The sequence below is a fragment of the Micromonospora sp. LZ34 genome, from assembly GCF_052981855.1.
Genome location: NZ_JBRIQN010000019.1, coordinates 18,519 through 43,722 on the forward strand (window position 1 = coordinate 18,519; position 25,204 = coordinate 43,722).

The window sequence follows — 25,204 nt, forward strand, 5'->3', positions numbered from 1 at the left end:
GCCCGCCTCCGCCGACCGAGAGGTTCGGGTCCGGGATCCGACCCGAACCTCTCGACCGGCTGGACGACCGGCCGGCGGGGATGACGGAGGGATCAGTCGAAGATGGGGTCGAGGTCCCGGGAGCGCTTCAGCTCGAAGAAGCCGGGGGTGCCGGCGACCAGCAGGACGCCGTCCCAGAGGCGACCCGCGGCCTCGCCCTTCGGGGCCGGGGTGATGACCGGGCCGAAGAAGGCGACCTGGCGGCCGTCCGGGCCCGGGGCGTGGATGACCGGCGTGCCGACGTCGGTGCCGACCGGCCGCATGCCCGCCTCGTGGCTGGCCCGCAGCGCCGCGTCGTAGTCGGTGCTCTCGGCGGCCTCGGCGAGCGCCGGGTCCAGCCCGGCGTCGATCAGCGCGGCGGCGTACAGCTCCGGCCCGAGCTGCTCCTTGCCCAGGTGGATCCGGGTGCCGAGGGCGGTGTAGAGCCGGCGCAGCACCTCCGAGCCGTGGCGCTGCTCGGCCGCGATGCAGATCCGCACCGGGCCCCAGCCGACCCGCATCAGCTCCTGGTACTGCTCGGGCAGGTCCCGGCCCTCGTTGAGCACCGACAGGCTCATCACGTGGAAGCGGATGTCCAGTTCCCGAACCTGCTCCACCTCCAGCAGCCAGCGGGACGTGATCCACGCCCACGGGCAGAGGGGGTCGAACCACATGTCGACGGCGACACGCTCGCTCACGGTGAGGTCCCTTCACGACGGGTGACGCCGGGGCTCCGGCGCCTCACCCCCGATCTTCGCCCCCGGCGGCGTGGCCCGACAGCCGAATGAGAGCGTGACCTCGACCACCGCGGACCGCCGGTGCATGGAAGACTCGGATCCGGCCGGCCGCCACGAGCGGCCGGCGGACGGGCGCCGCCGCGGCGTACGGCGAGAGTGGGATGGAGACGAACGTGCCGGGAGTGCGCAACCTGACGCAGGTCGAGGCGACCGAGCGGGCCCGCCTGCTCGACGTGACCGGATATGACATCAACCTGGACCTGTCCAGCGCCGTCCAGGCGGCCGAGGGCCGCACCTTCCGCTCGACCACCGAGGTCCGGTTCCGCTGCGCCGAGCCGGGCGCGAGCACCTTCATCGAGGTGGCGGCCGACTCGGTGCGCTCGGCGACGCTGAACGGCAACCCGGTCGACCTCGGCGACTGGTCGGCGGAGAAGGGCCTGACGCTGTCCGGGTTGGACAGCGAGAACGTCCTGGTGGTCGACGCGGACTTCGCGTACTCCAACAGCGGGCAGGGCCTGCACCGCACGGTCGACCCGGTCGACGGCGAGACCTACCTCTACAGCCAGTTCGAGACGGCCGACGCGCAGCGCGTCTTCGCCTGCTTCGACCAGCCCGACCTGAAGAGCGTCTACACCTGGCGCGCCACCGTGCCGGACCACTGGCGGGTGGTGTCGAACATGCCGGTGGCGCGCGAGGAGCCGGCCGGCGAGGCCCTGAAGACCGTCCACTTCGCCGAGTCGGCCCGGATGAGCACCTACATCACCGCGCTCTGCGCCGGGCCGTACCACGAGGTGCGGGACAGCCACGACGGGATCGACCTGGGGGTGTTCTGCCGGGCGTCGATGGCGCAGTACCTCGACTCCGACGACCTCTTCCTGATCACCAAGCAGGGCTTCGACTTCTTCCACGAGCAGTTCGGCGTGCGCTACCCGCTGCCCAAGTACGACCAGCTCTGGGTGCCCGACTTCAACGCCGGCGCGATGGAGAACTTCGGCTGCGTCACGCACGCCGAGTCGCACTACATCTTCCGCTCCCAGGTCACCGACTTCGAGTACGAGCAGCGGGCGAACACGATCCTGCACGAGCTGGCGCACATGTGGTTCGGTGACCTGGTCACCATGCGCTGGTGGAACGACCTGTGGCTGAACGAGTCGTTCGCCGAGTGGGCCAGCCACTGGTGCAACACCCACGCCACCCGGTTCCGCGAGGCGTGGACCACCTTCCTGTCCATCCGGAAGAACTGGGGCTACCGGCAGGACCAGCTCTCCTCCACCCACCCGGTCTACACCGAGATGCCGGACCTGGAGGCGGTCGAGGTCAACTTCGACGGCATCACCTACGCCAAGGGCGCGAGCGTGCTCAAGCAACTCGTCGCGTACGTGGGCGAGGAGCCGTTCGTGGCCGGCCTACGGACGTACTTCGGCAAGCACGCCTGGGGCAACGCCACCTTCGACGACCTGCTCTCCGAGTTGGAGGCGGCCTCCGGCCGGGAGCTGCGCAAGTTCGCCGCCCAGTGGCTGGAGACCGCGCAGGTCAACACCCTGCGGCCGGAGGTGACGATCGACGCGGACGGCGCGTACCAGCAGGTGGTGGTCCGGCAGGAGGCGCCGGCCGGGCACCCGACGCTGCGCACCCACCGGATCGGGGTCGGGCTGTACGACCTCGCCGACGGCCGGCTGGTCCGCCGCCAGCGCCTCGAGGTGGACGTGACCGGCGAGCGGACCGAGCTGACCGAGCTGCGCGGGGTGCGCGCCGCCGACGTGCTGCTGCTCAACGACGACGACCTCACCTACACCAAGCTCCGGCTCGACGAGCGGTCGATGGCCACCGTGGTGCAGCACATCGCCGGCCTCGAGTCGTCGCTGGCCCGCGCGCTCTGCTGGACGGCCGCCTGGGACATGACCCGCGACGCCGAACTGGCCGCCCGCGACTACGTGGCGCTGGTGCTGGCCGGGCTGCCCGCCGAGACCGACATCAACCTGGTCACCGCGACGCTGCGGCAGGCCACCACCACGCTCACCTTCTACGCCGACCCGGCCTGGGCGCCGACCGGCTGGGCGGAGCTGGCCCGTACCGCCCGCACCGCGCTGGCCGCCGCGGAGCCTGGCAGCGGCTTCCAGCTCGCCTGGGCCCGGGCGTACGCCTCGGCCGCCCGCTCCGCGGAGGACCTGGCCACGCTGCGCGGCTGGCTGGCGGGCAGCGGGGTGCCGGCCGGGCTGACCGTCGACACCGAGCTGCGCTGGGCGGTGCTCGGCGCGCTGGTGGCCAACGGCGCGGCCGGCCCCGCCGAGATCGAGGCCGAGCTGGCCGGCGACCGGACGGCCAGCGGCGAGCGGGAGGCGGCGTACGCGCACGCGCTGGTGCCGACGGCGGAGAACAAGGCCGCCGTCTGGGCTCAGCTGACCGGCCCGGAGGCGCTGCCGAACTGGCGGCACCGGGCGCTGCTGCAGGGCTTCGCCCACCCGGCGCAGGTCGAGCTGGTCGCGCCCTACCGGGAGAAGTACTTCGCCGCGGTGGGTCAGGTGTGGGCCAGCCGGGACAGCGAGCCGGCCCAGGAGTTCGCGCAACTGGCGTACCCGGCGTACCTGGTGGAGGAGGACACGGTGGCCGCCACCGACGCCTGGCTGGCCGCCGACGGGCACCCGGGCCCGCTGCGGCGGCTGGTCGCCGAGGGCCGCGACGGCGTGGTCCGCGCCCTCAGGGCCCGCGCCCGGGACGCCCAGACCGCCTGATTGCGAGTCGACGGCCTGCGGGGCCGGCGTGGGCGCGAGCCCGTGCCGGCCCCGCGCCGTAAGTTGGCCGCAGGGAGGTGAACGTGATGGCACAGCCGACGTACGAGTGGCGCCCACCTGACCGGGGCTGGCGGGAGCAGGATCTGCTCGACCTGCCCGAGGACGGGAACCGCTACGAGATCATCGACGGGAGCCTGCACGTGACTCCACCGGCCGGGCCCGACCACCACGAGCTGGCGGACGACATCCGGATGGCGCTGCGCCAGGTCGCGCCACCAGGCTGGCGGGTGATCCGGGTTGTCGGAATCCGGGTGCCCGGGGGCAACCTCATCCCGGACGTCACGGTCCTGCGGCCCGGTGCGCCGCGGGACCGGATGTGGGCCGAGGCGGCCGACGTCGCGCTCGTCGTGGAAGTGGAGTCGCCGAGCAGCCGCCGGCACGACCGGTTCACCAAGCCGGCGCTCTACGCCGAAGCCGGGATCCCCGCGTACTGGCGGGTGGAGCGCGGTGACTTCGGACCGGTGGTCTACCGCTACGACCTCGGCAAGGACGACCACTACGAACTGCTCGGCACGGTCGGGCCGGACGATCCGGTCGAGGTCGGCGAGCCCTGGCCGATGACGCTCGACCCGACCACCTGGCCACGCTGACAGGAAGTACGACGAAGCCCGGTCCGCGTGGCGCGGACCGGGCTTCGTCGTACGAGGAGGAGGGTCAGCCCCTGCCGGCGTGGCTGGCGAGCTGGTCCAGGCCGTTGATGATGCCGCCGGCCAGGTCGCCGCCGCCGAACGCCGCGACCATCGACAGCGCGGCCAGCTTGGCGTACGTGTCGGGGATGCGCTTGCGGGCGTAGCGACCGGTGATGATCTCCAGCTGGCGCTGGTTAGGCGAGACCGCGATCAGCACTGACTTGTCGGGCTCGGCGAGCTGGCGGTGCAGCCGCTCGGCGTGCTCCCGGATCGGCTCGTCGAGGCCGCCCACGAAGACCGAGAAGACCAGGCCGGTGTTCTGGTCGGCCAGCCGGAGGGCCTCGTCGATGCGCAGCAGCTGCCGGGTCGAGAACGGCCCGTCCAGCACCTCGGGCGGGTTGCCCGGCCCGGCCTGCTTCTCACCAACGGTCACTTGCGCCTCCGGTTCCACCGGCCGGCGCGATCTCGCCGGCCTGCTCCTGCTTGCGACTGGTCAGCGCCGGCGCCTGCGCGCCCGCTGCCAGGGCGGTGCCGGCCGAATCGGCCAGCTGCTCCGGGCGGCCCACGAACCAGACCGGAGTGAAGTCGAAGGGCCGGCCCGGCCGGTAGCGCTTGGCGCCGCCACCGCCGCCGCCACGGCTACCGGCGTACGCCAGACCGGCGATCACCAGCACCGCGGCCGCCGGGATGCCGACGAAGACCAGCAACGTCTCGGTAACAGACAATCCCAACGCCCCCAGGCGGAAAGAGAGACCAGAGCAACCGGGTCGGGTGGACGATCATGGCGCCGACCGCCCGACTCCGCTGCCATTCACGTTAGCGGAGCCGACGGCCCGCCAGATTGCGGGGTGGCGATCCCACCCGCCACTGGAGTCCTCCAGTTGCGCAGCCGTGGCGATCAGCCGCGCGTCGTCACCGTACCGGCCGGTGAGCAGCACCCCGACCGGCAGTCCCTCGGCGGTGACGCCCACCGGCAGCGAGACGGACGGATCGCCGGTGACGTTGAAGATGGCGCAGTACGGCGAGAACCGGCGTTGCCGGTCGAAATCGTCCGCCGGGTCGCCGCTCTCGGTGAACCAGCCCACCGGCGCCTGCGGGGCGGCGAGGGTGGGGCAGAGCAGCAGGTCGCAGCCGGCGGTGCGGTGCACGCCCCGGCGTACCTGCGCCTGGAGTTCGCCGAGCGTGGCGCTGAGGGTGGCGGCGGAGATCTCCGCGCCCCGGGCCCGCAGGTGGCGGGTCAGCGGCAGCAGCTGGCTCTCCAGCTCGGGCGGCACCGGGGCGAGCGCCAGCACGTACCAGACGATCTCGAACAGCGGCCACGCCGACGGCCCGAGCGGCGGAGGCACCTCGACCACCTCGTGCCCGGCGGCGGTGAGCAGCGCGGCGGCCCGGTCCACGGCGGCGACGCAGTCCGGGTGGACCGGCTCGTCGGCGAGCATCGGCGCGGTGAACCGGCCGACCCGCAGCCGGCCGGGCTGGGCCTGCCGGGCCGCGGTCAGGTAGCCGCCGGCCGGCGGTAGCGGCGGCAGGTACGGCTCCCCCGGCACCGGCTGCGCCAGCACGTCGAGCAGCGCCGCCACGTCGGCGACGGTGCGCCCGATCGGTCCGCTGGTGGGCAGGCCGAACGCGCCGAAGCCGAGCGGACCGCCGGAGACCACCCCCCGGCTCGGCTTGTAGCCGATCAGACCGCAGAGCGACGCCGGGATGCGCAGCGAACCGCCGCCGTCGGAGCCCTGCGCCACCGGCACCAGGCCGGCCGCCACCGCGGCGGCCGCGCCGCCGCTGGAGCCGCCCGCCGTGTACGCCAGGTTCCACGGGTTGCGAGCCGGCGGCGCGACCAGCCCCTCCGAGTAGAGCGAACAGCCCAGCTCCGAGGTGGTGGTCTTGCCGAGGCTGACCAGCCCGGCGGCGCGCATGAACCGGACCACGTCGGCGTCGACCGGGGGCACGAAGTCGACGAAGGCGGCCGATCCGAAGGTGGTGCGTACCCCGGCGGTGAGGGTGAGGTCCTTGATCGCGGTGGGCACGCCGTGCAGCGGCCCGCGCCGCTCGACCGGCACCGTGTCGGCGGCCCGGGCGGCGTCCCGGGCCAGCTCCGGCGTGACGGTGACGAACGCCCCGACGGTGTCGCCGAGCGCGGCGACCCGGTGCAGGTGGTGCTCGACGAGTTCCACGCTGGACAGCTCGCCGCGGGCGGTCGCGGCGGCCTGCTCCAGCGCGGTCAGGTCGTGCGGCTCGGCCATCCCCTCATCCTGCCCGGACGGCCGGCCGCGTGCACTCGTCACGCGCCGGCCCGGCCCGCCGGATCGGCGGGACCACGCCTGCCGGGTCAGCCGCGCAGGAAGCGCAGCGCGTTCTCGGAGAGCAGCTTCCTCCGCTGCTCGGGGGTGAGGAAATCGGCCTTGTGGACCACCTGGCCGACCGGGCGCTCGCCCAGCGGGTAGGGGTAGTCGCTGCCGACCAGCACCCGGTCCTCCCCCATGGTGTCGACCAGCAGCCGGAGCGCGGCCGGCTCGAAGACCACCGAGTCCACGCTGAACCGGTCGAGGTAGCCGCTGGGCGGGGCGGTCGACTTGCCCCGGACCAGGTCGCCCCGGCGGTGCCAGGCGTTGTCGGCCCGGCCCAGCCAGAACGGGAAGCTGCCGCCGCCGTGCGCGAAGCAGATCCGCAGCGTCTCCGGCACCTTGTCGAAGACGCCGCCGAGGATCAGCGCCAGCACCGACAGGTGGGTCTCGGCCGGCATGCCGGTGAGCCAGCGGGCCATCCACCGGTCCAGCCGGGGGCCGCCGGGCATGTCCCACGGGTGGACGAAGACTGGCGCGCCCACCCGGGCGCAGTGGGTGAGGAACTCGACGACGCCGCCGTCGTCGAGGTCCCGGTCGCCGACGTGGTTGCCGATCTCGACGCCGGCGTGCCCGGCGGCCAGGCAGCGGTCCAGTTCGGCGCAGGCGGCCTCCGGGTCCTGCAACGGGACCTGGCAGAACGGCACCAGCCGCCCGCCGCCGGCCGCGGTCACCTCAAGGGTGAGGTCGTTGAAGATCCGGGCGACCTTCGCCGCCTGGTCGGCGGGGCGGTCGTAGCTGAAGAAGACCGGGGTGGGCGAGACAACCTGGAGGTCGACGCCGTCGGCGGCCATGTCCGCCAGCCGGGTCGGCGCGTCCCAGCAGGACGCGCCGATCGGCCGGAACTCCGTCTCGCCCACCATGATCATGGCGGCGCGCTCCGAGTCGACCCGCAGCCAGGGCCAGCCGGACCCGCCGCACGCGGCGCCGAGGTCCGGCCATCCCTTCGGTACGACGTGCGTGTGCACGTCCACCACCGGCACCCGCGACTGCCCCGGCCGATCCTCGGCGGGATCCGCCATCAGCCCTTCCCCGGATGCAGCGCGCCGCAGTTGTCGCAGGTCCGCGCGTTCTCGTCGGCGTAGAAGGCCTGGAACACCGGGGGCAGGTCGGCGGCGATGTCGCGCACCTGCAACTCCACCTCGTGCACCTTGTACCCGCACTCGGGGCAGTACCACTGGAACTTCTCCAGGGTGCCCTCCTCGCGGATCCGCTCCACCACCACGCCGATCGAGCCGGCCTCCGGCCGCTGCGGCGAGTGCGGGGTGTTGCGCGGCAGCATCCACATCTGACCCTCGCGCACGTGCACCGTACGCGGCCCCTCCGGGGTCATCAGGTTGATGTGCATGTTGCCCTTGACCTGGTAGAAGAACTCCTCGTACGGGTCGACGTGGAAGTCGGTGCGCTGGTTGGGCCCGCCGACCACCATCACGATAAAGTCGTCCCCGCCCGGGAACATCTCCTTGTTGCCCACCGGCGGCTTGAGCAGGTGCTGGTTCTCCGCGATCCACCCGGGAAAGCTGAACGGTTCGGCGATCTCGCTCACGACTGACCTCCTGAAGGGAGCAGGGCCACGGCTTGCATCTCGATGAGCAGGTGCGGGTGCGGCAACTGGTGCACGGCGACGGTGGTGCGGGTCGGCCCGGTGGCGTCGAAGAACTCCGCCCACACCTCGTTGTAGCCGCCGAAGTCGTTCATGTTGACCAGGTAGCTGGTCACCTGGACGAGGTCGGACAGGTCGGCGCCCACCGACCGCAGCAGGTCCCGGATGTTCTCGATCACCGCTCGGGTCTGCACCCGGATGTCGAGGTCGGTGGTGCCAAACTCGTCCACCTCGACACCCGCGAAGGTGTTGTCCGGCCGCCGGGACGACGTACCGGACACGAAGACGAACCCGCCCGCCACCTTGACGTGCGGGAACGCACCCCGGGGGACGGCCTTGCCGGCAACCACGCGGGCCCGGGGCGCGCTCACGACGCCGCCCGCAGCGAAGCCGTGCCGAGCTTCTCGACGACCGCCCGGACATGAGCGCCCGGGCGGAGCGGCACCGCGGCGGTGGCGGCGCCGGCGAGGAAGACCCAGCCGGAGTGCATCCGCACCCCGTGCCGGCCGGCCAGCCGGATGCCCTCGTCCAACGCGCGGCGCGGGTCGCCGAGGATGGCCGCGGTGGAGCCGACCTGCGCCACCCGGCCGTCGACCTCCAGCAGCACGCCGAGATTGTCCAGCCCGTCCGGCACCGGGGACCACGGACCGAGCACGAACGCGGCGGCCGAGGTGTTGTCGGCGATCACGTCCGGCAGCGAGAAGGTGAAGTTGGCGTACCGGGAGTCGATCAGCTCGATGGCCGGCGCGACGGCACGGACCGCGTCGCGGAACTCGCCGACCGGCTCGCCCGGCTGGGGCAGCCGGTCCAGCAGGAACGCCACCTCCGGCTCGACCCGCGGGTGGATGAAGTCGGTCGGGTCCACGGTGCCGCCGTCGGGCACCCGCATCACGTCGGTGAGGCGGCCCCAGATCACCTCGTCCACGCCGACCTGGGCCATCTTCGCCTTGCTGGTCAGCCCCATCTTCAGCCCGACCAGCCGCTCACCCCGGTCGATCCGGCGTTGCAGCAGCGCGGTCTGCACCGCGTACGCGGCGTCGACGTCCAATCCGGTCTCGGCGGCGAGCTGCGGGATGGCGGTGGCGGTGTCGGCCGCCACGCCCAGCCGCTCGGCGATCCCCGCGGTGTCCGGCCCGATCATGCCGTCCCCTCCTCGCGGCTGCCGGCCAGGTCCAGCGCCACGTCCACGATCATGTCCTCCTGGCCGCCCACCATCCGGCGCCGGCCCAGCTCGACGAGGATGGACCGGACGTCCACGCCGTACTTCGCCGAGGCGCGCTCGGCGTGCCGCAGGAAGCTGGAGTAGACCCCGGCGTACCCCAGCGAGAGCGTCTCCCGGTCGACCTGCACCGGCCGGTCCTGCAACGGGCGGACCAGGTCGTCGGCCGCGTCCATCAGCGCGAACACGTCGCAGCCGTGCTTCCAGCCGTGCAGCTCGGCGACCGCGACGAAGACCTCCAGCGGGGCGTTGCCGGCCCCGGCGCCCTGCCCGGCCAGCGAGGCGTCCACCCGGACGGTCCGCCCGGACGGCGAGCCCGGCGGCCCGTCACCCAGGATCCGGCCGTGCTCGACCGCCACCACGCTGTTGGCCACCCCCAGCGAGAGGTTGTGGTGCGCGTGGATGCCGATCTGCGTCTCCGGCGCCAGCACCTGCCGGTACGCGTCGACCCGCTCGGCCACGTCGGACATCAGCAGCCGCCCGCCGGAGTCGGTGACGTAGACGCAGTGCGCGCCGTACGACTCCATCAGCTTGGCCTGCGCGGCCAGCCCGGCCGGGTCGTTCATGTGCGACATCATCAGGAAGCCGGAGACGTCCATGCCGTTCTCCCGCGCCCAGGAGATGTGCTGGGCCGAGATGTCCGCCTCGGTGCAGTGGGTGGCGATCCGCACGCTGGTCACCCCGAGCGCCTGCGCCGCCTTCAGGTCGGCGATGGTGCCGATGCCGGGCAGCAGCAGGGTGGTGAGCTTCGCGGTGGTCAGCACCTCGGCGGCAGCGGCGATCCACTCGGCGTCGCTGGCCGCGCCGTGGCCGTAGTTGACGCTGGAACCGGCGAGCCCGTCGCCGTGCGCCACCTCGATGGCGGCCACCCCGGCCGCGTCCAGCGCCGCGGCGATGGCGCGGACCTGCTCGACGGTGTAGCGGTGGGCGATGGCGTGCATGCCGTCGCGCAGCGTCACGTCCTGGATGTACAGGTCGGTCACGCGGTCACCTCCGTCGTGCGCGCGGCCCGCAGGGCCACCAGCCGCTCGGCGGTGCGCAGCGCGGCCGAGGTCATGATGTCCAGGTTCCCGGCGTACGCCGGGAGGTAGTGCCCGGCCCCGGAGACCTCCAGGAAGACCGAGACCTGCAACCCGGTCAGCCGCCGGCCCAGCGCGGGCACGTAGCTGTCCACCGGGTCGAACTGCACGTCCTGCTTGAGCCGGTAACCCGGGACGTACTCCTGCACGGTCGCCACCATCCGCGCCACCGAGGCCGCGATCGCGGCACGGTCGGCGTCGGCGTCCGGGCAGAGGCAGTAGACGGTGTCCCGCATCAGCAGCGGCGGGTCGGCCGGGTTCAGCACGATGATCGCCTTGCCCCGCTCGGCACCGCCGACCACCTCGATCGCCCGGGCGGTGGTCTCGGTGAACTCGTCGATGTTGGCCCGGGTGCCCGGTCCGGCCGACTTCGAGGCGATCGAGGCGACGATCTCCCCGTACACCACCGGGGTGACCCGGCCGACCGCGGCGACGATCGGCACGGTGGCCTGACCGCCGCAGGTGACCATGTTGACGCATCCCTCGTGCAGGTGCTCGTCGAGGTTGACCGGCGGCACCACGTACGGGCCGATGGCGGCCGGGGTCAGGTCGACCACGGTCCGGCCGTGCGCCCGCAGCACCTCGTGGTGGCGCCGGTGCGCGGCGGCCGAGGTGGCGTCGAAGACCAGTTCGACGTCGGCGAACTCGGGCATCGCCACCAGACCGTCCACGCCGTCGGCGGTGGTGGCCACGCCGAGCCGCCGGGCCCGGGCCAGGCCGTCCGACCCAGGGTCGATGCCGGCCATCGCCACCATCCGCAGCGACTCCGAGAGCCGGAGCACCTTGATCATCAGATCGGTGCCGATGTTGCCGGACCCGATCACCGCCACCCCGACAGTCATGCCGCCCCCTCGGATGAGAAACAGGTCCGGACCGAACCGAGGCCGGAGATCCGGGCCTCGTACGCGGCGCCCGGGGTGACGGGCACCATCGGGCCGAGCGCCCCGGAGAGCACCACGTCACCGGCGCGCAGCGGGTCGCCGGAGCGGGCCATCGTCCGCGCCAGCCACTCCAGCGCGTGCAGCGGGTTGCCCAGGCAGGCCGCGCCGGCGCCGACCGAGACCGGCTCCCCCGCGTGCTCCAGCACCATTCCGCAGAGCCGCAGGTCGACGTCGGTGAGCCGGCGCGGCGTGGTGCCGAGCACGAACAGCCCGCTGGAGGCGTTGTCGGCGACGGTGTCCACGATGGAGATGTCCCAGCCGGCGACCCGGGAGTCGACGATCTCGATCGCCGGCAGCACGTGGTCGACCGCGCGGGTCAGGTCGGCGGTGGTGACCCGCTCGTCCGGCAGGTCGGCGCCGAGCACGAACGCCACCTCCGCCTCCACCCGGGGTTGCAGCAGCCGGTCCAGGCCGACCTCCGCCCCGTCGGGCACCGCCATGCTGTCCAGCAGCACGCCGAAGTCGGGCTGGTAGACGCCGAAGCTCTCCTGCACCGCCCGGGAGGTCAGCCCGATCTTCGCGCCCACCCGCCGGTGGCCGCGCTGCAGCCACTGCCGCACCTGGAGCTGCTGCACGACGTACGCGGACGTGACGTCCCCCTCGGGTAGCAGCCGCCCGCGCAGCGGCGGGCAGGGCTTGCCGCTCTCCCGCGCCTCGACCAGTTCCCGGGCGGCGGCTTCAAAATCGGTCATGACAGGTCCACGCAGACGTTGGTGAGTTCGGAGTAGAAGTCCAGCGAGTGCACGCCGCCCTCGCGCCCGATGCCGGACGCCTTCACCCCGCCGAACGGGGTGCGCAGGTCGCGCAGGAACCAGGTGTTGACCCAGACGGTGCCGGCGTCCAGCCGGGCCCCGGCCCGGTGCGCCCGGCCGACGTCCCGGGTCCACACCGCCGCCGCCAGGCCGTACTCGGTGCCATTGGCCAGCGCGTACGCCTCGTCCTCGTCGTCGAACGGGGCCACGTGCACCACCGGGCCGAAGATCTCCTCGCGGTTGGTCCGGGCGTCCGGGCCCAGCCCGGTGAGCACCGTCGGCTGCACGTACGCCCCACCGTCGCGGGCGTCGCCGAAGCGCGGCGTCCCGCCCCCGGCGAGCACCTGCGCGCCCTCGACCCGGGCCAGGTCGTAGTGGCCGAGCACCTTCGCCCGGTGCTGCCCGGAGATGAGCGGCATGTTCACCGTGGCCTCGTCGGCCGGCCACCCGTACGCCAGCTCGCCGGCCCGCTTCGCCAGCCGCTCGGTGAACTCGGCGAACACCGGCCGCTGCACGTAGATGCGTTCGGTGCAGAGGCAGACCTGGCCGCCGTTGGTGAAGCTGGACCGGACCGACCCGGCCACCGCCGCGTCCAGGTCGGCGTCGGCGAAGACCAGCCCGGCGTTCTTGCCGCCCAGCTCGAAGGAGACCGCCTTCACCCCGTCGGCGGCGGCCCGCATGATGGCGCCGCCGGTCGCCGACTCGCCGGTGAAGGTGATCGCGTCGACGTCCGGGTGCCGGGTGAGGAACTCCCCGGCCGAGTCGGGGCCGAAGCCGTGCACCAGGTTGAACACCCCGGCCGGCACCCCGGCCGCGGCCATCACCTCGGCGAGCAGCGTCGCCGAGGCCGGGGTCTCCTCGCTCGGCTTCACCACCACCGCGTTGCCGCAGGCGAGCGCCGGGGCGACCTTCCAGGTGAGCAGCAGCAGCGGCAGGTTCCACGGCACGATCACCGCGACCACGCCGACCGGCTTGCGGACGGCGTAGTTCAGCGCCCGGCCGCCGGTCGGGGTGACCGTGGTGAACGACTCGGTCGGCGCGGTCGCCACGATCTCGGCGAAGGCGCGGAAGTTCGCCGCCCCGCGGGGGATGTCCAGGGTGCGGGCCTGCGAGATGGCCTTGCCGGTGTCGGCCACCTCGGCGGTGACCAGGTCGTCGAAGCGGCGCTCCAGCTCGTCGGCGACCCGACGCAGCACCTCGGCCCGCTCCCGCTCACCCATCCGGCCCCACGGCCCGCGCAGCGCCGCCCGGGCGGCGGCCACCGCGTCGTCCACCGTGGACGCGTCCGCCTCGGCCACCTCGAAGACCGGTTCCCCGGTCACCGGGCTGGCCTTGGTGAAGGTCTTCCCGGCCGCGACGAACTCGCCGCCGACGAAGTTGCGCAGCAGGCCCGGGCCGTCCGGCGCGTGGCCGGTCATCAGCCGGGGATCCCAGATCGTCGACATCAGCGCCTCCCTCGGCTGACCGCGGCGCCGACCGCACCCACCAGCGCCGCCACCGCACCCGCGGCCACCGCCCCCAGCACCCGGTGCTGCCGGCGCACCCGCCGCCGCACCTCCGCGTACGGGGTGGTGGAGAACGAGACCAGCTCGTACTGCGAAACGTACCGGCCGGGCAGCGCCCGTTCCAGTGCGTGCTCCACCCGGCGCCGCAGCTGGAACACCGGCGAGGCGACCTTGTCCCGCATCTCCACGAAGTTGGCCAGCGCCATCCGGGCAATCGCCTCGGCGTTGTCCTGCCGGCGTTCCTGGAACAGCGGCAGCGCCGCCGCCCAGTCGTCAGCACACTCGTCGAGGCAGCGGTCCAGCTCCACCACGTCCTCGAACGCGCAGTTCGCGCCCTGGCCGTAGAACGGCACGATGGCGTGCGCCGCGTCGCCGAGCAGGCCGACCCGGCCGCCCACCTGCCACGGTGTGCAGCGCACCGTGCCGAGCACGCCGACCGGGTTCTGCTGGTAGTCGTCGACCAGGTTCGGCGCCAGCGGCGGCAGGTCCGGGTAGTGCAGGGCGAAGTGCCGCTCGATCGCCGCCGGGCTGCCCAGCGAGGCGAAGCTCGCGGTGCCGTGGGTGGGCCAGAAGAGCGTGCAGGTGAACGACCGGTCCGGGTTGGGCAGCGCGATCATCATCGAGGTGCCGCGCGGCCAGATGTGCAGCGCCGCCGGGTCGAGCGCATAGTCCCCGCCCAGCGGCGGGATGGTCAGCTCCTTGTAGCCGTAGTCGAGGAAGTCGAGGCTCTCGGTGAGCAGGCCGTGGGCGAGCAGTTGCCCGCGTACCGCCGAGCCGGCGCCGTCGGTGCCGAGCACGATCGCCGCGCCGGCCGTCGCCTTGCCCTGCGGCGTCTCGAAGGTCATCCCACCGGTGGCCGGGTCGAGCCCGACCAACCGGTGGTCGAAGGCGATCCGCACCCCAGGCAGCGCCGTGGCGGCGTCCAGCAGGGCGTTGTTCAGCGCGCCCCGGCTGATCGAGTTGATCGCCAGATCGCCGGCGGCGCTGTACGACTGGAACTGCGGCTCCCCGCCGACCGGGTGGATCATGCGGCCGCGCATCGGCAGCGCGTCCGCCATCACCTGCTCGGCCAGCCCGATCCGGCGCAGCGCGTCCAGGCCGCGCTCGGAGAGGGCCAGGTTGATCGAGCGCCCCCGCTCGACCTGCCCGCTACGCGGGTCGGGCCGCCGCTCGTAGAGCGCCACCCGGTAGCCGCGCCGGGCCAGGAAGCAGGCCAGCAGGCACCCGGCGAGGCCGGCGCCGACCACCGCGATCTCGTCCCGTTCCGGGTTCATGAGCAGCGCCTGCCTTTCGTTCGCGACTGCGGGGCCCGCGCCCCCGGCTCACTCCTCGCGCTCACCGGACCTCCCCGACGGTGGCGGCCAGCGCCGCGGCGACCCGCCAGCAGTCGTGGTACGTGGAGTAGAGCGGCACCGGCGCGAACCGGACGACGTCCGGCTCCCGGGCGTCGGCGATCACGCCGTGCTCGTGCCGCAGCCGCTTGGTCAGCTCGGCCGCGCTGCCGGCGCCGATCCGCACCGACAGCTGGCAGCCGCGGCGTTCCGGATCGCGGGGGGTGACCACGGTCAGCGGCCGGTTCGCGGTCACCTCGTCGAGCAGCCGCTCCAGGTAGCCGGTGAGCCGGACGCTGCGCTCGCGCAGGGCCGGCATGCCGACGGCGTCGAAGATCTCCAGCGAGGTCCGCACCGGGCCCATCGCGAAGATCGGTGGGTTGGAGATCTGCCAGGCCTCCACGGTGGCCGGTGGCCGGGAGACCGGGGTCATCTCGAACCGGGTCGCCGCGTCGGTGCTCCACCAGCCCTCGAAGCGCGGCAGGTCGGGGTCGCCGAGGTGCCGCTCGTGGACGAAGACGCCGGCCAGCGCGCCGGGCCCGGCGTTGAGGTACTTGTACGAGCACCACGCGGCGAAGTCGACGTCCCAGTCGTGCAGGGCCAGCGGCACGTTGCCGGCGGCGTGCGCCAGGTCCCAGCCGACCACCGCCCCGGCGGCCCGGCCGGCGGCGGTGATCGCCGGAATGTCCATCAGCTCGCCGGTGAGGTAGTTGACCCCGCCGAGCAGCACCAGCGCCACCCGGTCGCCCTCGGCGGCCAGGTAGGCCGTCACGTCCTCGGTGCGCAGGGTCTCCTCGCCGGGGCGCGGCGTGAGCCGCACCACCGCCTCGTCCGGGTCGAGCCCGTGGAAGCGGGCCTGGCTGCGCACGGCGTAGCTGTCCGAGGGGAAGGCGCTGTCCTCGATGACGATCCGGTTCCGCGCGCCGGCCGGCCGGTAGAAGCTGACCATCAGCAGGTGCAGGTTGACCGTCAGCGAGTTCATCACCACGGTCTCGGCGGGACGGGCGCCGACGAGTCGCGCGGCCGGGCCGGTGAGCAGCTCGTGGTACGGCAGCCAGGGCCGCTCCGCCTCCAGGTGGCCCTCGACGCCGAGCCGCCGCCAGGCGGCCAGGTCGGCGAGGAGTTCGTCACCGGTGGCCCGGGGTTGCAGCCCCAGCGAGTTGCCGGCCAGGTACGCGGCCTCCGGGTAACGGCCGCCGTCGGCCGGTGGCACGTGGAACAGGTGGCGGTGCCCGGGGTCGGCGGCGTCGAGCCGGCGCGCCTCGGCTTCGCCGGAGGCGGAGCGCGGCGCCTCGGCGTCGGACGTGGGGGTGCTCATCTCTGGTCCTCCGGTTACATCGCGGTCCGGGCCGACCACAGCTCGGGGAAGACCACCCGGGCCATGCTGCGCTGCAACCACGCCAGACCGGCGGAGCCGCCGCTGCCGACCTTGGCGCCCATTGTCCGCTGCACCGCCTTGACGTGGTGCTGCCGCCAGTCGCCGAACTGCTCGGCCACCTCGGTCAGCGCCTCGCCCAGCAGCCGCAGGTGGTTCTCCGGCCCGGCGTCGGCGTAGATCCGCACCCAGGCGGCCTCCACGGCGGGGTGCGGCTCGTGCTCGACGGCCACGTCCCGCTCCAGCAGCTCGGCCGGCAGGTCGTGGCCGTGCCGGGCGAGCAGGGCGAGCACGTCGTCCCAGACGCTCGGCGCGGCCAGGGTGGCGTTGAGCTCGGCGTGGACCTCGGTCTGCCGGCGGAACGGCCGGATCAGCGCCGGGTCGCGGAGCCCGAGCAGGAACTCCAGGTGCCGGTACATCGCCGACTGGAAGCCCGAGCCCTCGCCGAGCAGGTTGCGGAACCGGTTGAAGTCGGCCGGGGTCATCCAGCGCAGCCCCTTCCAGGCCGCATTCAGCCCCTCGAGGTGCAGGGCGGCCCGGCGCAGCGGGGCCAGCGCGTCCCACACCCGGTCGGCCCGCAGCAGCCGCTGGGTCTCCCGCAGCTCGTGGCAGGTGAGCTTGAAGTACAGCTCCATGATCTGGCTGACCACCAGGAAGGACATCTCGCCCGGGTCGTCGCTGAGCGGCTGCTGCAACCGGTGCAGGGTGCTGGCCCGGGTGTACGCGTCGTACGGCACCCGCTCGGCGAACTCCAGCGTCGGCTTGCCACCGTTGCGCTCCGCCCGGGCCGCTCGCTGCTGCGGGGTGGCGGGACGCACCACCGCGGCCGGCGTGGGCGCCCGCAGCTCCGTCTGCTTCACCTGTCGTCTCCTCCTCCAGCCGGGTGGCGACATGATCTCCCGGTCGCGGCGGCGGACGGAATGCCTGTTCAACGGCGCTACGCGGCGGTGACCTGCCGCCCCGAAGGCGCTTCGGGGCTTCCGGTTGGAGAACGTAAGGTTTCCTCGTGGACGACATGGACTGGGCGCTGCTACGCGAGCTGCAGGCCGACGCGCGGCTCTCCTTCAGCGAGCTGTCCCGGCGGGTGCACCTCTCCCCGCCCGCGGTCGCCGAGCGGGTCCGCCGGCTGGAGGAGTCCGGCGTCATCACCGGCTACCACGCGCACGTGGACCTGACCCGGGCCGGGCGCACCGTGGTCGCGCTGATCCGGATGTCCTGTTACGGCGCCCGCTGCATCCTGCGCGACCCCGAGGTCGCCGGCTGGCCGGAGATCCTGGAGATCCACCGGATCACCGGCGACGCGTGCAGCATGCTCAAGGTCGCGGCCGGCTCGATCGACGAGTTCGAGGCGGTGATCGACCGGCTCGCCCCGTACGGCCAGCCGTCCAGCACCATGGTGCTCTCCACCCCGCTGGACTGGCATCCGGTCACCCCGCTGCCGCCCTTCGACGGCCCCACCGCCCGCCGCCGCTGACCGGCTGCGGGTTAGCGCCGGACGCAGGGGGAAAGCACGCCGGGTCGCCCCAGCAGGACCGGTGCACCGGTGCCGGGAGGGAGGATCATGCGGGGTCTGCGACCGTACGGAGGCGTGCTCTGCGCCCCGTCGACCATCATCCGGCTGTTCGGGGTGTGCCTCCTGATCGGGGCTTTCGTCCTGGTCGGCGCGGCGCCGGCCCGGGCGGGCGAGAACGCCTTCGTCGAGGTGACGCCGAACAGCGTGCAGGCGGGCAGCCGGGTGAACATCCGGGCCAGCTGCGACGACGGCAACAACCGGCAGGCCGAGGTGCACTCGGACGCGTTCGGCCGGGTGGTGCTCCGGCCGGAGAACGGCTTCCTGACCGGCAAGGCGACCGTTCCGAGCGGCAAGGAGCCCGGTGAATATCCGGTCAACCTGCGCTGCCAGAACAACAACACCGCGACCACCACGCTGACCGTGCTCGACATGGAACAGCCCACAAAGGGGCCGGCGACCGGGAGCGGCGGCACCGCCGGCGGCCGGGGCACCGGCTCGCTGCTGCTGGTCGGCGGCGTCGCCGCGGTCGCCGTCGTGGTCGCCTTCGGGCTGTTCGGCAACCGTCGTCGGACCGGGGCCGGTTCCTGACCCCCCGCCGCCATGGCCGGTTCTCGCGCGCGTACCCCGCGACCGGATCCGCGCCGGGCGGCCGCCCGGCGGGCGCTGCGGGCGTCCCGCCGGGTGGTGGTGGCCGCCACCGGCCGGCTGCGCCGGGTGGCCGGGCAGGCCTTCTCGGCCAGCGTGGCCACGCCCGACCCGGCCGCCCGGCCGCTGCCGCCCCGGCCGCGGCACCGCTGGGCCGCCGGCCGCCGGCTGGCCGACTCCGGGCCCGGGCTGCCGGTGCTGGTGATCGGCACCCTGATGGTGCTGATCATCGCGATGCTCGGAGTGGAGCGGGTCACCGGGATCCACGTCCTGCCCGACCGGTTCACCGCGGGGCTGCGGCCACCGCCGAAGAAGTTCCCGGTGCTGGCGGCCAGCCGACCGGTGGGCATCAGCAGCCAACCGATCGACCTGGCGGCGCCCGTGCACAACGTGGGGATCGCTCCGGACGGCAGCATCGCCGTGCCGGACGCGGCCCGGGCGCAGGAGGCCGGCTGGTACGACCAGGGCCCCACCCCGGGCCAGTACGGACCGGCGGTCATCGTCGGGCACGTCGACACCAGCACCGGGCCGGCGGTGTTCCACCAGTTGCGGGAGTTGCGCGCCGGGGACCCGGTCGAGGTCAGCCGCGAGGACGGCTCCGTCGCGGTCTTCGAGGTGAACTCGGTGGAGCGGTTCGACAAGGAGCGGTTGCCGGTGGACGAGGTCTACGGCGACTTCAGCCGCCCCAACCTGCGCCTGATCACCTGCGGCGGGCGCTGGGTCGGCGGGGAGACCGGCTACGCCGACAACGTGGTGGTCTTCGCCACCCTGGTGCGGGCCCGCACCCCGTGAGCGGGGGCTCAGGCGGCCTCGGGCTCGCGCAGGTCGAGCCAGTCGGCCCAGCGCGGGTCGGGCGCCCGGTGCCCCAGCACCCGCCAGGCGACGCCCTTCGGGGCCGCCGGCAGCGCGTGCAGCCGCCAGCCCAGCTCGGCCGGGGTCTTGTCGCCCTTGGTGTGGTTGCACTTCGCGCACGCCGCCACCACGTTCTCCCAGGCGTGCCGGCCGCCGCGGCTGCGCGGGAAGACGTGGTCGATGGTCTCCGCCGGCCCCCGGCAGTACGCGCAGCGCCAGCCGTCCCGGGCGAAGATCGCCCGCCGGGACAGCCCGACGTGGCTGCGGTAGGGGACCCGGACGAACCGGGTGAGCCGGACGACGGAGGGCACCGGCAGCGCGTTGCGGGCGCTGTGCAGGATGCCGTCGCCGTCGGCGACGCAGACGGCCTTGGCGGAGAGCACGAGGATGGCGGCACGACGTACGGACACGACACACAGCGGCTCGTAGGTGGCGTTGAGGACCAGCGCGCCGGAGCCCACCGTGGGTCGTATGTCAGGCATCGCGCTCACCCTCCCGGTTCAGCGGCCCCCGCCTCATGACCGTCGACCGGGATCGGGCACAGCGCTCACCACGGCCGACGCCGGCCGGATCACCGACGTCCGTTGCGCCAATAGTCCCTGATCGGACCCGGGATTGCACGTACTAATCCGGGGTACCTGGTGAAGCTTTTTCCGCACCTGCCAAGATGACCGGTTTCGTACCCGGCCGGGCGGTCGTCCCCGCGGGACCGGTCACCCGGCGGTGGGTCGGCGGGAGCCGGGCGCCCGGGGTGCGGTACGAAGACAGCGTGAGTTCCGTCAGCCTGATCCTGGACGCGCCCGCCCCACCGACCCCGGACCCGTCGCCGAGCCCGGAGTGCCTGGAGGAGGCGCTCTGCAAGGCGGCCTGGGAGATCACCAACTCGGTGTGGTTCGCCGAGGGCAGTTACTGGATCCTGCTCAAGCCGCTGCGGATCCTGCTGATCCTGCTGCTGGCGGTCGCCGCCCGGTGGCTGGTGCACCGGACGATCCGCCGGCTGGTGCGGACCACCACGGCCGCCGGGGTGCCCACCATGCTCCGGCCGCTGCGGGAGCGGATCCCCACCGCCGCGGCCGAGCCGGGCGAGTTCGTCCCGGAACGGCGGCGCCAGCGCGCCGAGGCGATCGGGTCGGTGCTGCGCAGCCTCGCCACGGCGTTCATCTTCGGCATCGCGCTGCTGATGGTGCTCAAGGAGTTCAGCTTCGACCTGGCCCCGCTGCTGGCCAGCGCCGGCATCGCCGGGGTGGCGCTCGGCTTCGGCGCGCAGAGCCTGGTCAAGGACCTGATCGCCGGCCTGTTCATGCTCATCGAGGACCAGTACGGCGTCGGCGACACGGTGGACCTGGGCGAGGCCACCGGGGTGGTCGAGGCGGTCGGGCTCCGGGTCACCACCGTCCGGGACGGGCGTGGGGTGCTCTGGTACATCCGCAACGGGGAGATCGTCCGGGTGGGCAACAAGAGCCAGGGCTGGGCCCTGGTCGTGGTCGACCTGCCGATCGGCTTCGCCGGCACGGAGGAGGCCACCGCGGTGCTGCGGACGGCGGCCGCGTCGGTCGCGATGGACCCGGAACTGGCGCCGGAGATCGTGGAGGCGCCCGAGGTGCTCGGCGTCGAACAGATGACGGTGGAGGGCGCGGTGATCCGGACCGTGGTCAAGACCACCGCGGACGGGCAGTTCGCGGTCGGCCGGGAGCTGCGTCGCCGGTTGGCCGAGGCGCTGGAGAACTCGGGGATCACCGCCCAGATCGCGGCGGCGCGGCTCTATCCGGGGATGCCGACCCGGGCCCCGGGCGAGACCGGCCAGGGCGGCGCCACCTGAGCGCGACGATGGCCGGGCGGCAGGGGTCGCGGGCCGGCCGGCCCCTCGGGTATCGTCCGTTCGTTCAGTCGGGGATGCGACGATCAAGCCGTTCGCCCTAGCCAGTTGTCAGACGATCGGGCAGAATCCGGGACACGCGTTCCCGCCGGAACGCGATCACGTCCTCGCTGATCCGTACATCTGACGACGGTTTCCAGGCGCGTACGCCACGAGCGGTTCCGCCGGGAAACGATGGAGGCGACGGTGTCCGACGAGCGACCCTCCCCGGAAGGGCCGGCCACCTTCCACGAGGTGTTCGCCCAACGGGAATATCGGGCAATCTTCGCGGCCAGCGCGCTCTCCTGGGTCGGTGACTACATCGCCAAGGCGGCCGTCACCCTCCTGGTCTACCAGGAGACCAGGTCGGTGGCCCTCTCCGCCGTCGCGTTCGCGATCAGCTACCTGCCCTGGCTGGTCGGCGGCCCGCTGCTGTCCACGCTCGCCGAACGGCACCGCTACCGGCAGGTGATGGTCGCCTGCGACCTCATCCGGATGGCCCTGATGGCGGTCATCGCCATCCCGGGCGTGCACGTCAACGTGATCCTGGTCCTGCTCTTCGCCGCCACCCTGGCCAACCCGCCGAGCCAGGCCGCGAAGTCCGCGCTGATGCCGCTGGTGCTGACCGGCGACAAGCTGGTCCTCGGGCTGTCGCTGAACGCCAGCGTCGGCCAGGCCGCGCAGGTCGTCGGCTACCTCGTCGGCGCGGCCGTGGCGGCCTTCAACCCGGCCGTCGCCCTGCTGATCAACGCGGCGACGTTCGGCCTCTCGGCCGCGCTGGTGCGCTTCGGCCTCTCCGACCGGCCGCCCGCGATGACCGCCGCCCACCGCAGCCACCTGCTCCGGGAGACCGCTCAGGGCTTCCAGATCGTGTTCGGCACCCCGGTGCTGCGGGCCATCGCCGTGCTGGTGTTCAGCGCGATGCTCTTCTCCATCGTGCCGGAGGGGCTGGCCGCGGCCTGGGCGACCGAGCACGGCGGCGACGGGATGGACACCGGCGTCGCGCAGGCCGTCATCATGGCTGCCAACCCGGTCGGCTTCATCCTCGGCGGGCTGGTGGTCGGGCGGGCGTTCGGGCCGGCCCGTCGGCTGGCCCTGATGCGACCGCTCGCGGTGCTCGCTCCGGCGGTGCTGGTGCCCGCTCTGTTCGACCCGCCGCCGGCGGTGGTGGCGCTGCTCGCCGGGGCCTGCGGGTTCGCGGTGGCCGGCATGCTGCCGATGGCCAACGGGTTGTTCGTGCGCGCGCTGCCCAGCGGTTTCCGGGCCCGGGCCTTCGGCGTGATGGCCAGCGGGGTGCAGGTGATCCAGGGCCTCGCGGTGCTGGTCACCGGGCTGCTCGCCGAACGGTTCCCGATTCCGGCGGTGGTCGGCTGGTGGAGCGCGGCGGGCGTCCTGCTGATGGCCCTCGCGGCGCTGCGCTGGCCGAGCCGCGCGACGGTCGACGCGGCGGTCACGGCGGCGGAACGGGCCGGCAGCGCGGTTGCCGGCCCGGCCGAGGAGGGGCCCGGAAATCGGCCGCCGGCACAGGACGGCTCCGTCGCCGGCCGGCCGGGCGAGCCGGGTCGGTCGCGGCACGCCGTGACCTGACTTACACCCGTACCCCGGTCCCTCCCCACGGTTGCGCCCGTGCGCACCTGGCAGGATGGAATGGTGAATCCCGCTGCTGAATCCGGCCGCCCCCGGCCGTCGGTGACCCTCTTCGAGGCGGTCGGCGGTGAGCCCACCTTCCGCAAACTGGTCGACGAGTTCTACGCCGGGGTGGCCACCGACCCGCTGCTGCGCCCGATGTACCCCGAGGAGGACCTCGGCCCGGCGGCGGACCGGCTGACGCTGTTCCTGATGCAGTACTGGGGCGGCCCGAACACCTACTCCGCCCAGCGGGGGCACCCGCGGCTGCGGATGCGGCACGCGCCGTTCCGGATCGGGGCGGCCGAGCGGGACGCGTGGCTGCGGCACATGCGCCGCGCGGTCGACCGCCTCGACCTGCCGCCGGAGATCGCCACCGCGCTCTGGGACTACCTGGAGCGGGCCGCGTACTTCATGGTCAACGTGATGGACGACCCGGCCGCCGGGGCGCCGTAGCAGGCACCGGGACAGGACCGGTCGCCGCCACGGCGGGCCGGGCGGTCGACGGGGCGCTCAGAGCAGGGCGCCCTCGTCGTGCAGCCAGTCGACGAAGCTGGTGGCCACCGCGGCGCCGCAGTCGAGCATCTCGACCAGGAGCGCGTCGTGCGTCCCGGCGCCGAACGGCACCTGCAGCTCGGCGTAGATCGGCAACTGGCCGCGTTCGGTGGGGTCACCGACGTAGGCCTTGCAGAACCGGCGGGTGTGGTTCCACTCGTTGACCACCCGGTAGGCCCGGTCGGCCCAGTCCGGCGGGACGGTCGCGTGTGGACGCGCCCGCATCACCAGGATCTCGTCCTCCGGCCCCTCGAGGGTGACCAGCACCGCGTGCCGCTCCCACATGGCCAGCAGGTTGCCGTCACCGTCGGCCAGGTAGCGGACGTCGAGCAGGTCGAGCGCCTCGCAGACCCGGCCCAGGGTGACCGGCTCGACGGTGGCCCGCATCTCCGGGATCGCGGGTCGGTCGACGGCCGGGGAGTCGTCCTCCGGCTGCCGGGGGGTCGGTGGTCCGACCCGGACGGTGCCTTCCACTGTGATCCCGCTTCGAGTTTCCGGATCGCCGCCGTTGGCGGGACCGGGGCGCCATGACCACCACGGCATCGCTCGCGCACCTCACTCCCCAGCGGATCCAGTCGCCTACGGTGCGTTGGATCCGAGGATGGACGGTACCCGGACAGCCGGGTTGAAGCATCCCCCCAACGGCAGCCCCAAACCAGAAGAATGACCATGGGTCATCCGAACGGATGACCACCCGAGGGCCGTACGGCAAGATCGGTGGCCGTCTGCGACCAGGTCGCCCCGTAAGGCCCCACCAGACCGACCCATCGTCCGGTCGTACGCACCTGGACGTCGTCGCCCTCCGCGGCCCCGGAACCGCCCTCTGGAGCCCCCAGGAAGCCCATCCGGACCAACCCCTGGACGAGGCGCTGGGTCACCTCCACCGGTTCCCCCGGCGGGTCGTCCGGGGTCACCACGACCGGCACGTGGTCGAGCAGCGCGTCGCGCAGCGCCCGCTGTCCCACCGCGCGGCCGGCCACCCCGTGCGCGGTGGCGCTGCGCAGCGTGCCCGCCGCCGCCTCGGCGATCCGGCGCAGCTCACCGCCCGGCAGCGTCTCCACCCGGCGGCTCGCCGCCGGCGGCAGCGGCCACCGCCACTGCGCGTCCCGCCGCGCCGGCAGCTCGGCCCGCCCCGCGGTGAGCGCCGCCAGCAGGTCGCCCGCGCCGACCGTGACGTCCCCCGGCGCCGCGCCGGCCACCGTGCGCACCACCAGCACGGCCCACGGCAGGCGGGCCCAGAGGGCGGTACGCCCCGGCGGGCCGGCCGGCCGGAGCCGGACCAGGGCGGCCCGGTCCAGCCGGACCAGCCGGGCGAGGAAGGCGCCCGCGTCGGTGACGTCGGCGATACCGTGCCGGCCGGGGTCGACCGACGGACCGCCCGCCGCGCTCACGCCGCCCCGCCCCGCGGGGCGTACGCCAGCAGGAACTCGCGCTCCTCGACGGTGACCCGCCGCGGCATCTGCCGCTCGAGGTCGAACGGGACCAGCACCGAGCGGGCGCGGCTGGCCAGCACGTCACCGTCGTACAGCTCGTAGGCGACGGTGAACGAGGCGGCCCGGATCTCCTCCACCCATAGCTCGATCCGGACGGTGGGGGCAGCCTCCGCGCTGGCCCGGCCGAGCGCGTAGTCGACCGGGCGCAGGTAGTCGACCTCGTGCCGGCGGATCACCACGCCGTCGGCGAACGAGCCCACGCCCCACGCCCGGCCGCCGGCGAACATCAACGCCACCCGGGCCTCCTCGTAGAGAGTGAGGAAGCGCGAGTTGTTGACGTGGCCGTACGCGTCCAGGTCGGACCACCGCAGGGTGCAGTGGTAGACGAACCGGTCGGCCACG

At 73.6% G+C, this 25,204-nt stretch carries 27 protein-coding genes; 8 read left to right on the forward strand and 19 right to left on the reverse strand.

All coding sequences use genetic code 11. From position 1 onward, the window contains the following. Window positions 1–92 precede the first annotated feature (92 nt). The gene (locus ACVCAH_RS20445) at window positions 93–716 is read right to left on the reverse strand and encodes a mycothiol-dependent nitroreductase Rv2466c family protein (RefSeq protein ID WP_447137775.1); all 624 of its coding nucleotides are present in this window, start codon (window positions 714–716) and stop codon (window positions 93–95) included. Between the two features lie 221 nt (window positions 717–937). On the opposite strand from ACVCAH_RS20445, the gene pepN reads away from it, so the two are divergent. Together pepN and ACVCAH_RS20455 are read left to right on the forward strand one after the other, a co-directional pair. After that, window positions 938–3,487 (forward strand): aminopeptidase N, encoded by a 2,550-nt coding sequence (pepN, locus tag ACVCAH_RS20450; RefSeq protein WP_447137869.1) that lies wholly within the window; start codon window positions 938–940, stop codon window positions 3,485–3,487. Window positions 3,488–3,573: 86 nt separating this feature from the next. After that, complete coding sequence (locus ACVCAH_RS20455) at window positions 3,574–4,137, forward strand: Uma2 family endonuclease (protein WP_447137776.1); 564 nt, start codon at window positions 3,574–3,576, stop codon at window positions 4,135–4,137. A 64-nt stretch (window positions 4,138–4,201) separates the two neighbouring features. Here ACVCAH_RS20455 and ACVCAH_RS20460 read toward each other — a convergent pair whose 3' ends face one another. The 14 genes from ACVCAH_RS20460 to ACVCAH_RS20525 all read right to left on the reverse strand — a co-directional run bounded on the left by ACVCAH_RS20460 (window position 4,202) and on the right by ACVCAH_RS20525 (window position 17,183). Further along, on the reverse strand, window positions 4,202–4,609 hold the full coding sequence (locus ACVCAH_RS20460; protein WP_447137777.1) for a DUF5130 family protein: 408 nt from the start codon (window positions 4,607–4,609) through the stop codon (window positions 4,202–4,204). After that, on the reverse strand, window positions 4,596–4,901 hold the full coding sequence (ctaJ, locus tag ACVCAH_RS20465; protein WP_447137778.1) for an aa3-type cytochrome oxidase subunit CtaJ: 306 nt from the start codon (window positions 4,899–4,901) through the stop codon (window positions 4,596–4,598). The genes ACVCAH_RS20460 and ctaJ overlap by 14 nt, the downstream gene beginning before the upstream one ends. A gap of 54 nt (window positions 4,902–4,955) precedes the next feature. Beyond that, window positions 4,956–6,419, reverse strand: a complete 1,464-nt coding sequence (locus ACVCAH_RS20470; RefSeq protein ID WP_447137779.1) for an amidase — start codon at window positions 6,417–6,419, stop codon at window positions 4,956–4,958. Between the two features lie 86 nt (window positions 6,420–6,505). Beyond that, complete coding sequence (locus ACVCAH_RS20475; RefSeq protein ID WP_447137780.1) at window positions 6,506–7,540, reverse strand: amidohydrolase family protein; 1,035 nt, start codon at window positions 7,538–7,540, stop codon at window positions 6,506–6,508. Next, a complete protein-coding gene (locus tag ACVCAH_RS20480; protein ID WP_447137781.1) occupies window positions 7,540–8,064 on the reverse strand; it encodes a 3-hydroxyanthranilate 3,4-dioxygenase in 525 nt (174 codons plus the stop codon). The genes ACVCAH_RS20475 and ACVCAH_RS20480 overlap by 1 nt, the downstream gene beginning before the upstream one ends. After that, on the reverse strand, window positions 8,061–8,492 hold the full coding sequence (locus ACVCAH_RS20485) for a RidA family protein (RefSeq protein ID WP_447137782.1): 432 nt from the start codon (window positions 8,490–8,492) through the stop codon (window positions 8,061–8,063). The genes ACVCAH_RS20480 and ACVCAH_RS20485 overlap by 4 nt, the downstream gene beginning before the upstream one ends. After that, the gene (locus ACVCAH_RS20490) at window positions 8,489–9,262 is read right to left on the reverse strand and encodes a 2-keto-4-pentenoate hydratase (RefSeq protein ID WP_447137783.1); all 774 of its coding nucleotides are present in this window, start codon (window positions 9,260–9,262) and stop codon (window positions 8,489–8,491) included. Before ACVCAH_RS20490 ends, ACVCAH_RS20485 begins: the two co-directional genes overlap by 4 nt. After that, window positions 9,259–10,323 (reverse strand): 4-hydroxy-2-oxovalerate aldolase, encoded by a 1,065-nt coding sequence (dmpG, locus tag ACVCAH_RS20495; RefSeq protein WP_447137784.1) that lies wholly within the window; start codon window positions 10,321–10,323, stop codon window positions 9,259–9,261. Before dmpG ends, ACVCAH_RS20490 begins: the two co-directional genes overlap by 4 nt. Further along, on the reverse strand, window positions 10,320–11,261 hold the full coding sequence (locus tag ACVCAH_RS20500) for an acetaldehyde dehydrogenase (acetylating) (protein WP_447137785.1): 942 nt from the start codon (window positions 11,259–11,261) through the stop codon (window positions 10,320–10,322). Before ACVCAH_RS20500 ends, dmpG begins: the two co-directional genes overlap by 4 nt. After that, window positions 11,258–12,052: a 2-keto-4-pentenoate hydratase gene (locus ACVCAH_RS20505; protein WP_447137786.1), complete on the reverse strand. Its 795-nt coding sequence runs from the start codon at window positions 12,050–12,052 to the stop codon at window positions 11,258–11,260. Before ACVCAH_RS20505 ends, ACVCAH_RS20500 begins: the two co-directional genes overlap by 4 nt. Further along, complete coding sequence (locus ACVCAH_RS20510; protein WP_447137870.1) at window positions 12,049–13,530, reverse strand: 2-hydroxymuconic semialdehyde dehydrogenase; 1,482 nt, start codon at window positions 13,528–13,530, stop codon at window positions 12,049–12,051. The genes ACVCAH_RS20505 and ACVCAH_RS20510 overlap by 4 nt, the downstream gene beginning before the upstream one ends. 26 nt (window positions 13,531–13,556) lie before the next feature. Then, on the reverse strand, window positions 13,557–14,891 hold the full coding sequence (locus tag ACVCAH_RS20515) for an FAD-dependent oxidoreductase (RefSeq protein WP_447137787.1): 1,335 nt from the start codon (window positions 14,889–14,891) through the stop codon (window positions 13,557–13,559). Between the two features lie 61 nt (window positions 14,892–14,952). After that, window positions 14,953–16,266 (reverse strand): kynureninase, encoded by a 1,314-nt coding sequence (gene kynU, locus ACVCAH_RS20520; protein ID WP_447137788.1) that lies wholly within the window; start codon window positions 16,264–16,266, stop codon window positions 14,953–14,955. Window positions 16,267–16,280: 14 nt separating this feature from the next. Next, on the reverse strand, window positions 16,281–17,183 hold the full coding sequence (locus ACVCAH_RS20525; RefSeq protein ID WP_447137789.1) for a tryptophan 2,3-dioxygenase: 903 nt from the start codon (window positions 17,181–17,183) through the stop codon (window positions 16,281–16,283). A gap of 146 nt (window positions 17,184–17,329) precedes the next feature. Here ACVCAH_RS20525 and ACVCAH_RS20530 point away from each other — a divergent pair, with 146 nt between their 5' ends. From ACVCAH_RS20530 to ACVCAH_RS20540, 3 genes are all read left to right on the forward strand, one after another. Continuing rightward, the gene (locus ACVCAH_RS20530) at window positions 17,330–17,797 is read left to right on the forward strand and encodes an Lrp/AsnC family transcriptional regulator (protein WP_447137790.1); all 468 of its coding nucleotides are present in this window, start codon (window positions 17,330–17,332) and stop codon (window positions 17,795–17,797) included. An 87-nt stretch (window positions 17,798–17,884) separates the two neighbouring features. Continuing rightward, on the forward strand, window positions 17,885–18,424 hold the full coding sequence (locus ACVCAH_RS20535) for a hypothetical protein (RefSeq protein ID WP_447137791.1): 540 nt from the start codon (window positions 17,885–17,887) through the stop codon (window positions 18,422–18,424). 12 nt (window positions 18,425–18,436) lie between these two features. Next, on the forward strand, window positions 18,437–19,273 hold the full coding sequence (locus ACVCAH_RS20540; RefSeq protein WP_447137792.1) for a class F sortase: 837 nt from the start codon (window positions 18,437–18,439) through the stop codon (window positions 19,271–19,273). An 8-nt stretch (window positions 19,274–19,281) separates the two neighbouring features. Here the strand turns inward: ACVCAH_RS20540 and ACVCAH_RS20545 are convergent, their stop codons facing one another. Continuing rightward, window positions 19,282–19,815 carry an HNH endonuclease gene (locus ACVCAH_RS20545; RefSeq protein ID WP_447137793.1) on the reverse strand — a complete coding sequence of 178 codons (534 nt, stop codon included), beginning with the start codon at window positions 19,813–19,815 and terminating at the stop codon, window positions 19,282–19,284. A gap of 287 nt (window positions 19,816–20,102) precedes the next feature. On the opposite strand from ACVCAH_RS20545, the gene ACVCAH_RS20550 reads away from it, so the two are divergent. The 3 genes from ACVCAH_RS20550 (at window position 20,103) to ACVCAH_RS20560 (ending at window position 23,270) form a co-directional block, all read left to right on the forward strand. Then, entirely contained in the window at window positions 20,103–21,152 is a 1,050-nt protein-coding gene (locus ACVCAH_RS20550) for a mechanosensitive ion channel family protein (protein WP_447137794.1), read from the forward strand. Window positions 21,153–21,383: 231 nt separating this feature from the next. Continuing rightward, entirely contained in the window at window positions 21,384–22,775 is a 1,392-nt protein-coding gene (locus tag ACVCAH_RS20555; RefSeq protein ID WP_447137795.1) for an MFS transporter, read from the forward strand. A gap of 60 nt (window positions 22,776–22,835) precedes the next feature. Then, entirely contained in the window at window positions 22,836–23,270 is a 435-nt protein-coding gene (locus tag ACVCAH_RS20560; protein ID WP_447137871.1) for a globin, read from the forward strand. Between the two features lie 57 nt (window positions 23,271–23,327). Here ACVCAH_RS20560 and ACVCAH_RS20565 read toward each other — a convergent pair whose 3' ends face one another. The 3 genes from ACVCAH_RS20565 to ACVCAH_RS20575 all read right to left on the reverse strand — a co-directional run bounded on the left by ACVCAH_RS20565 (window position 23,328) and on the right by ACVCAH_RS20575 (window position 25,203). Next, window positions 23,328–23,912 carry a type III secretion system chaperone family protein gene (locus ACVCAH_RS20565; RefSeq protein ID WP_167179355.1) on the reverse strand — a complete coding sequence of 195 codons (585 nt, stop codon included), beginning with the start codon at window positions 23,910–23,912 and terminating at the stop codon, window positions 23,328–23,330. A 131-nt stretch (window positions 23,913–24,043) separates the two neighbouring features. Further along, the gene (locus ACVCAH_RS20570) at window positions 24,044–24,760 is read right to left on the reverse strand and encodes a hypothetical protein (protein WP_447137796.1); all 717 of its coding nucleotides are present in this window, start codon (window positions 24,758–24,760) and stop codon (window positions 24,044–24,046) included. Next, window positions 24,757–25,203, reverse strand: coding sequence for an acyl-CoA thioesterase (locus ACVCAH_RS20575; RefSeq protein WP_447137797.1), 447 nt, complete (start codon window positions 25,201–25,203; stop codon window positions 24,757–24,759). Before ACVCAH_RS20575 ends, ACVCAH_RS20570 begins: the two co-directional genes overlap by 4 nt. Between the last annotated feature and the right edge of the window lies 1 nt (window position 25,204).